Annotated in this window: 7 protein-coding genes; 5 read left to right on the forward strand and 2 right to left on the reverse strand. The window is 30.7% G+C overall.

Annotated elements, in window-relative coordinates; all coding sequences use genetic code 11:
* Nucleotides 1-303: 303 nt before the first annotated feature.
* From Q0929_RS08240 to mazG, 5 genes are all read left to right on the forward strand, one after another.
* On the forward strand, nucleotides 304-840 hold the full coding sequence (locus Q0929_RS08240) for a hypothetical protein (protein WP_299239692.1): 537 nt from the start codon (nucleotides 304-306) through the stop codon (nucleotides 838-840).
* A gap of 295 nt (nucleotides 841-1135) precedes the next feature.
* Nucleotides 1136-2365 carry a hypothetical protein gene (locus tag Q0929_RS08245; RefSeq protein ID WP_299239695.1) on the forward strand — a complete coding sequence of 410 codons (1230 nt, stop codon included), beginning with the start codon at nucleotides 1136-1138 and terminating at the stop codon, nucleotides 2363-2365.
* A gap of 410 nt (nucleotides 2366-2775) precedes the next feature.
* Entirely contained in the window at nucleotides 2776-3759 is a 984-nt protein-coding gene (gene thyX, locus Q0929_RS08250; RefSeq protein WP_299239698.1) for an FAD-dependent thymidylate synthase, read from the forward strand.
* Nucleotides 3752-5332 carry an AarF/UbiB family protein gene (locus Q0929_RS08255; RefSeq protein ID WP_299239700.1) on the forward strand — a complete coding sequence of 527 codons (1581 nt, stop codon included), beginning with the start codon at nucleotides 3752-3754 and terminating at the stop codon, nucleotides 5330-5332. The genes thyX and Q0929_RS08255 overlap by 8 nt, the downstream gene beginning before the upstream one ends.
* A 12-nt stretch (nucleotides 5333-5344) precedes the next feature.
* The gene (mazG, locus tag Q0929_RS08260) at nucleotides 5345-6109 is read left to right on the forward strand and encodes a nucleoside triphosphate pyrophosphohydrolase (RefSeq protein WP_299239703.1); all 765 of its coding nucleotides are present in this window, start codon (nucleotides 5345-5347) and stop codon (nucleotides 6107-6109) included.
* Between the two features lie 232 nt (nucleotides 6110-6341).
* Here mazG and Q0929_RS08265 read toward each other — a convergent pair whose 3' ends face one another.
* Nucleotides 6342-7409, reverse strand: coding sequence for an AI-2E family transporter (locus Q0929_RS08265; RefSeq protein ID WP_299239706.1), 1068 nt, complete (start codon nucleotides 7407-7409; stop codon nucleotides 6342-6344).
* A gap of 178 nt (nucleotides 7410-7587) precedes the next feature.
* Nucleotides 7588-8391, reverse strand: coding sequence for a 2-amino-3,7-dideoxy-D-threo-hept-6-ulosonate synthase (locus Q0929_RS08270; RefSeq protein WP_299239709.1), 804 nt, complete (start codon nucleotides 8389-8391; stop codon nucleotides 7588-7590).
* Nucleotides 8392-8658: the final 267 nt, after the last annotated feature.

The raw sequence follows: 8658 nt of genomic DNA on the forward strand, positions 1-8658 counted from the left end.
TCTAATATAGTTTTTTTGTCTTGCGTATTTTGAAATTCAAGTTGGCATTGAAGTGCTATCATTTGTTTTTACTCTCTTTTTTTATCATTTACAATTTTACACTTTTTGTTTTTATATTATCAATATACGCTTTTTTACACTTTTTTACAGAAAATAGCAACTGTTGTACACCTCCTAAAATTGTCATTGATTTAAATTATACCACTTATAAAAAGTCTTTAAGAAATATTCATTTGTTTTTAAAAATTTCTTAACAGAATTATGTAAATAATATTACGGAATAATTTTCAGAGGTAGATTACCATGGTAGAGATAAAAGGTGAGATAAATCAGGAAGTTATCAATACTTTGATAGACCTAACCAAAGCGATCATTGGAGAAAAGGCTGTAGATAATATAGTAAAATCAGTTGACGAGAAAAACAAAGAAAATGCTACTGGAAAAGATATTGTTTTTGCTTTTGCAGACGAAATTCAAAATTTATTTGGTCAAAATGGTGGATACGCAATAATCAGACAGCTTGGAAGGGAAGTTGCCAAATCTCTAATGGAAAAGCATCCAAAAGAAGAGTGGGAAGATTTACTTGAAAAATCTTTAAATGCTTTTGGTTTTGCATATAAAATAGAAAGAAATAGTAATGAAGCTTATATTTGTAATTGTGTATTTTATGAGGGGAATTTAAAACCAAGAGGACTTAAACCAATTGAGCATTGTGTATGCTGGTATGCGTGGGGATTTATAGAAGGATTTATAAGAGAGTTAGAGGAAGGGGTAAAAAGTGTTAAATGGGAAGAAAGGGATTATGAAAATAAAAGATGTAAATTTGTATTTTTGAGATAATTAAGAGAATATTTCAAAATTTTCGTATGTTTATTTTTCTGTGTCCTGAGGCTGTACGAAGGGTTCCTCTATTTTAATTTCTTGACTTAAAAAGAAAAACAGAAGATTCTTTTCTGACTGCAAAATGACAAATAAAAATCAATCCTTTCACTTATGTTTACCAAATAACTTTTTAGTTGTTACCCTAAAAGCGTAAGTCCAAAGGAACTCCTTCTTAATTCTATAAAATTTTCTCACCCAAGTTATTTTTTATTGATAAAATATAATACGATATCTAAATAGGAGGAAAAATGTTATGAATTTAACACTTGGAATTTTAAAGACCACTTCAGATTTTTCAAAAATTAATGAAGTTCTTGAGGGAATTCAGGACAACTTAGAGTATTTTAATCAAATAATCTATACAGGCAATAAAGAAGATTTAGAAAATGCAGAGTTTGATTTTGTAGCTTTAGGGCTTGATACAGATAATAAAGCAGTTTTGAGAAATAAAATAATAGATAATGCAGAAAATAAGCTAATTCTATGGATAGATAATGCGACTGTCTTAGAGTTTGACATGATACCGGAAATGATGGAAGTTTTAGAATCAAATCCGGATGTTGATATTATTTATACAAATATTGTCTATAGAGATATAGAGGGTAATGAAAGTATTAGAAAGCTGGAAGATGTGTATGGAAAAGAGAATAATTTATTAATGACTTTGAAAATAGAAGATTATATTCCTGAGTTTGGAGTAATTACAAAAAAAGATTCGTTAGAAAGACTTGGAAAATTTGATGAAAGCTTTAAAGATTATGAATTTTACAGATTTATATATGAAAATTTAAACAACTTAAAGTTAAAACTGTCAGAGTTTAACTATGTAGTAAAGTATTTATTAGAAACGTTCATAGATACTTCTTACAGAAGTAAAGCTTTAAGAGATGCATTAAAAAAATATCCTTTACAAGAATTTTTCCCAAAGCTTGGATGGAATAAGAATGAAAACCTTGCTTTAGCAGCTGCATATACGTCTGTAGGAGATGTTTTATCTGACTATTATGATTTGTACAATGCATCAGAATTTTACAGAAAAGCTGCATTAAGTTTTCATAATAAAATTACATTGTTAAAGTTAGTTCAAACGTATTTTAAAATGGGTCTTTTTGATGAGGCTAAAAAATTAGTTTCAGGGGAACAAGGATTTTCTCAAGAAGAAGTTAAAAATTTACAAGAAAATATAGGTCAAATACAAAGATTGATAGAGATGGTAGAGCAATCTATTAATGAAGGAAGTGTACAACAAATATTTAATCTAATAAACGAGATTGCTTCTGTTTACCAAGGTGCACCTTTATATAATATTCTTGGTGTTTTGGAGTACTATGCAAATAATTTAGAAAAAGCATATCGATTTTTCTATAAAGCAGCAACATTAAATCCATTGAATGAAGATATAATCCATAATCTTACAGGTTTAGCAAACCAGCTTGGTAAACAAGAAGATGTTAAGGGTTTATTTGAAAGATTATTAGGTTAATGTTTCTCCTTACAGCAAGAAAGTTAGGTTAAACTGCTTTGACTTTTTTTTGGTTTTTTGAGGAAAGTTTTGTCAGCCTGACACGTTTAGCAAATTTCTAAAATTTTTGTAAAGTTATAAAAATGTAGATATTTTACTTAGAGCAGCATATAAGCAAATATCAATATTGCAACAATACGTAAAGATAACTCCTGGATTGCCCATACAGCGAATAATCTAAGGACATAGAAACAGATGCTTTACCAGTCGCAGAATGACAGATAAGGTTATCCTTCATTTAACTCTTATCAATCAACTTTTTTGTCATCCTGGGGATGTAAAGTTCAAAGGATCTTCTTTCCAAATAATTTCTCACCCAAGGTGTTTAAGTTAAAATATATACACTATAAATCATAGCATTGGAGATAAAAATGCTGCTTAATTTCTTTTCTATAGAAGATTTTAAAGACAGTTTCCCATATGCCGCTCTTGGAGCAAGAACTTGTTATAACAGTGGAGATTTAAATTCTCTTTTAAACGACCCAAGAGTAATAGAAAAACAAAAAAGAGCAGAATTTTTATCTAAGCTTGGAAATTATAAACATTTTTCTGTTTTTGCCCATTCTTTTGTGTATAAAAAAGTAGGAGAGGAAAACGCTTTAAGGATTGGTGCTACCTATTTCAAGACACACTACAATCCAAAATATCCAGATGTGATTGGAGTTTCTTTAAGACACTACTTAGAAGAACTTTTAAAAACAGATGAAAACCAGTATCTAAAAGCCTTTGAAAAGCTTGCAGAGTACGATACACCCGTTGACCCTATAGAGATTCGTACAGAAGGTGATCTAACAGTTTCTCTTATAGGATTAAAAAAAGAGTATGACGGCTACGCCGTGTTTTTTATTGATGGAGTTAGTAGAGCTATGACCCATCAGTTAGTTCGCCATACTACACTGAACTTTTCACAAAGAAGCCAAAGATATGTAAGAGAAGATGAAAATTATACAATTATACCACCATCTATTTTAGAATCTCAAGAAGAGATAGAAGTGGATATTTCCGGAATGAATCAAACAATAGCTAAAATTTATGAAGTTTTGAAAAATCTTAAAGAAGAAATCCCGGAACCTAAATTTTTAAAATTAAAATCAAAAATTAGAGCCTATGAGCTGGCAAAACTACACGATGAACTATCACAGTATGTATATGATTTGCTTGTGTATGGGTATAAAATAAAAAGAGAAGATGCAAGATTTTTCTTGCCAACAGGAAGGAGAACAACAATCGTAGTTTCAGGAACGTTAAGTTGGATCAAAGACTTTATAGAAAAAAGAAACACACCCCATGCCCAGTGGGAAATTAGAAATGTTGCTAAATTAATGAAAGAAATCTTGGATTCCCAAGGTGTTTAATAAAAAGCTAAGGCTTTACAAAAGATTTAAAGATATAACCTTAGAGTTATCAAGGCTTGGAATATACAATATCTATGATTATTTTAAAGCACTTTTTGGCATAGAAACAGACCCATCCCTCGGACCACAAAGAATTAGAGAAACCTTAGAAAAACTTGGCCCTTCATTCATAAAGCTTGGTCAAGTGCTGAGCATAAGACCAGATATAGTCCCCCAATCTGTAATCCTTGAACTTATAAAACTTCAAGACAACGTCAAGCCTGTTGATTTTGAAATAATAAAAAACATCATTGAAAAAGAACTTAATCAAAAAATAGAAGAAGTTTTTACATACATAGACCCAAATCCTATTGGCTCTGCATCAATAGCACAAGTTTATAAAGGCATTCTAAAAACAGGCGAAACAGTAGCAATAAAAGTAAAAAGACCAAACTTAGAAGAGCTGATATCCTTAGACGCAGAAGTTTTTTACAAAGTTATATCTTTTTTAGAAAGGCATTCCAAGACTGTCAAAGACCTAAATCTAAAATCCGTCATCTATCAATATAAGTTTACAACCTTAAGAGAAGCGGATTTTGAGATAGAAGCATCTAACATACAGACATTCAGAAAAAACTTTGAAAATTTCAATGAAAAGTTCTACATACCAAAGTATTATCCTCAGTATTCAACAAAAAATATATTAGTTTTAGAATTTATAGAAGGTAAAAAGATAAATCAGATACAACTAACAACATCAGAAAAACAGGATATAGCAAAACTTATTACAGATGCTTACTATAAGATGGTTTTTTATGACGGCTTTTACCATGCAGACCCTCACCCAGGAAATCTACTAATAAAAGAAGACAAAACCTTAGTCCTTTTAGATTTTGGAATGGTAGGAACGTTATCGGAAGAGAAAAAGAGATTACTTTACGAGCATATATTTGCAGTTGTAAACAAAAACAAAACCTTAGCTATGGACTTTTACGAAGGCATGGGCATGATTAGCCCAAAAACAGACCTTGAAAAGCTTGAAAACTTAGTAGAAGTCTTTATTGACAAATACCACAACAAAACACTTCAAAACATAAATCTAAAAGATATGGTTTTAGAAATCATTGAACTTGTAAGAGAATGTAATCTTTATCTTCCTACAACCTTGGCATATCTTGGAAAGGCATCTATCGGACTTGATGGACTAATCCGATACTTAGACCCTCACTTTAACCCAACAGAAAGACTTACAAAATTCTTAACAAAATCAACAAAAGACTACATAAAAGAAAAGTTTGAAGAAGTTATAGATATAGCTAACTTTTATTACAACCTTTCATTTAAATTAGACAGAATAATAAAAACGCTTAACATTGAGAGGCTAACTTTTAGAGTAATTTTTAAAGACTTAGAAGAACTTCAAGAATTTTATAAAAATCAAATAAATAAAATTGTTTTAGCTATAATCTTTTTTGCATTTTTAGTCTCATCTGCACTTTTTCATTTGTCAAATCAGCCATTTATGGCAAACTTAATGTTATATATTGCAGTTTTTACGTTTGTTATACTTTTATATAAAATTGTGAGACAATGAGAGGAGTTAACAATGGAATGTAGAGAGGAAGGAAAGAAGTTTCAAGAGCTTGTCGAGATAGTTCAAAGATTAAGAAAAGAATGTCCATGGGATAGAGAGCAGACAAATCAGTCTATTAAAAATAATCTAATAGAAGAAGCTTATGAGCTATTAGAAGCAATTGAAGAAAACGATGATGAAAAGATGATAGAAGAGCTTGGAGATGTTTTACTGCAGGTAGTTTTCCACAGCCAAATCAAAAAAGATGAAGGTAAGTTTGATGTAGTTGTTGTAATAGATAGATTGATTAAAAAGCTTATAAAAAGACATCCTCATGTTTTTGGAGAGTCAGAGGCTAAAAATGCTGAAGATGTATTAAAACAGTGGCATCAAATAAAACAAGGAGAAAAAAACTCTATTTTAGAGGGAATTCCAAAAAGAATGCCTGCACTTTTGCGTTCTTATAAAGTTCAAGATAGAATGGCAAAGGTTGGATTTGAATGGGAAAGCATAAACGATGTATGGGAAAAAGTCTTTGAAGAGATACAAGAGTTAAAAGAAGCAAAAACATACGAAGAAAAAGTCCATGAATTTGGAGATATTCTAACTGCACTTGTCAATCTTGCGAGATTTTTAAAAATAGACCCGGAAGAAGTACTTCATTTAGCAACAGATAGAAGCATAAAAAGGTTTAATTACATCGAGCAGAAAGCAAAACAACAGGGTAAAAAGTTAGAAGAGATGAGCTTGGAAGAGATGGATAAATATTGGAACGAATCAAAGGGTGTTGTGGGATAAGACTGTTTGCAAAAATCAACGTTGTCATTTCTAAGTAGACGAAGAATCTCCTCTTTCCTGAGACTGCTTGTAAAAATCCACACTGTCATTCTGAAGCCGGTGAAGAATCTCATATTTTTCTTTTCAAGTCAAAAAATCAAAAAAGAGATCCTTCGGACTTCGTCCTTAAGATGGCAAGAAGATGGCAAGAAAAGGCAAATTTACAAAAATTTTTGAACACCCTCTTTACCCATTACTCATTTTCTATTCCATATCTTTTCTTATAAAGCATAATAAAAGCATCTATCAATGCAACGATTACGGGAGCAATAAAAATACCAAGAAATCCAAAGGTACTTAATCCACCAATAATAGCAAAAAACATTATCATTGGGTGCATGTCAATTTTAGTTCCAACAACTATAGGTCGAATAATATTATCTACAGTGCTAATTACAAAAGTTCCATAAAGAGTAAAAAGAATTCCTACTAAAAGACCTTTGCTGACCATAAGATAAATAGCAACCGGAACCCATACCAAGGACGCACCACCAAAAGGAATGAATGCAGCAAAAAATGTCAGAAAAGTAAGAACAAGACTGTAATCTACGCCAGCAATCAAAAATCCAATTAAAGATGCTATAGCTTGAGCAATTGCTACAAATACAGAACCAAGAATTACAGCTTGAACTGCGGCATAAGAATTACTAAATAAGTAATCTTTCTCTTCTTTTTCTAAAGGAATTATTGAATAAACCAAATTGTACAGCTTATATCCATCTTTAAAAAGAAAGAAAATGGTTAAAGCCATGATAAAGATAGCAATGGAAATCAAAATAACATTTGATAAAAATGTCCTCGCAAAATTAAACATAATTGCTGTAAATTGTTTAAGATAATTAATTATTGAGTCATGAAAGTTGCTATCAAGCTTGCTTAGATAAAATTCTTGAAGTTTAAGATAGAGTTTATATAGATAAGGACTTTCTTTTAATTTTTCAACAATTAAGTTAGGATTTGTTATATAATCTGCAATCAGTGGATACAGCTCTATGATTTCCTTTGTCAGAAAAAACAAAATCAAGCTAAATGGTAACAGTAGCGTAGTCAGTATTATAAATGTTGAAATTAAAGAATTTAAAACGGAATTTTTTACAATCTTTGAAATTTTTTGATGTATCGGATAAAAAACTACAACAAGTAATATTGAAACTGTAATAATACCTATAAACGGAGCAAAGATTACATATCCTAAAAAAAGAAAAAGAAGAAAGGAAATAACAAAAAATATATTTCCTAACTTCTTAATATCATCTAACAATTAAAGTCCTTTAATATTTTTATTCTTCGCTTTTCTTTAACGCACCAGCTACAAACGTAATAACTACTGTTAAAATTGTAAAAGCTGTCATGATAATAAACGGCATCCATGCTTCCATGTTAAATACCTCCTTAATTTTATATAAAGTAATTTTATATCATAAATTTCTAAAAAGCAATTAATTTTTATTCAAAAGTTTTAATGCTTCTTCTACAGAAATACCTTCATTTACTATTTTTGATAAAACAGATGTGATTAAAGTAATGTCTCTATGTTGAAAGATGTTTCTTCCTATCGATATTCCAGCACATCCAGCTACAACAACAGCATCATAGACCATTTTCAATAATGCTTCGTCAGAATCTACTTTAGGACCTCCGGCAATGACTACCGGAACAGGACATCCTTCTACCACTTTTCTGAAGCTTTCCGGGTCTCCAGTATATGGAACTTTTACAATATCAGCTCCAAGCTCTGCAGCAATTCTTGCAATATGTGCGATTGCTTTTGGGTCGTATGGATTTTTTACTTCAGGACCTCTGTAATACATCATAGCAAGAAGAGGCATTTGCCATTCTAAGCATTTTTTAGATACTTCTCCAAAATCTTTTAGCATCTGTTTTTCATCTTCAGCACCTATGTTAACGTGGATAGAAACACCATCAGCTCCAAGCTTTATAGCCTCTTCAACTGTACAAACAAGAACCTTATCATTTTTTCTAAGTGATAAATCCGTAGAAGCAGACATATGAATGATTAATCCTACATCTTTACCTTTTCCTCTGTGCCCTGCTTCTACCATTCCTTTATGTAAAATTATTGCATTAGCTCCACCTTCTGCTATTTTCTGAACAGTTTCTTTTAAGTTAACAATTCCTTCCATAGGACCTGAGCTGACACCATGGTCCATAGGAACTAAAACAGTCTTACCTGTCTCTCTATTAATCAATCTTTCAAGCCTAACTCTTTTTCCAATTGACAAATTATGAAACCTCCATTTGTAAATCTTTTCTCAAATTTTATCATATTTATGGCTTTTGTTCAAATTGTGTATGAGGCAGGATTATTTCTCTAAAAGTTGTTAATGATTTTCAGAGATGTTGGATAGATAAGAAAGATTACTTTTGCTTTGTCCAATAATAGAAAATCATAGAATAGTCTATTTTTTTCTGCATACGTTTTATTGCTTTTCTTTAATTAATTATACACTACGCTAATAATTATTCATTGTTAAAAACCTATTAATAAG

It is taken from the genome of Sulfurihydrogenibium sp. (assembly GCF_028276765.1).
In the GTDB taxonomy this organism is placed as follows: domain Bacteria; phylum Aquificota; class Aquificia; order Aquificales; family Hydrogenothermaceae; genus Sulfurihydrogenibium.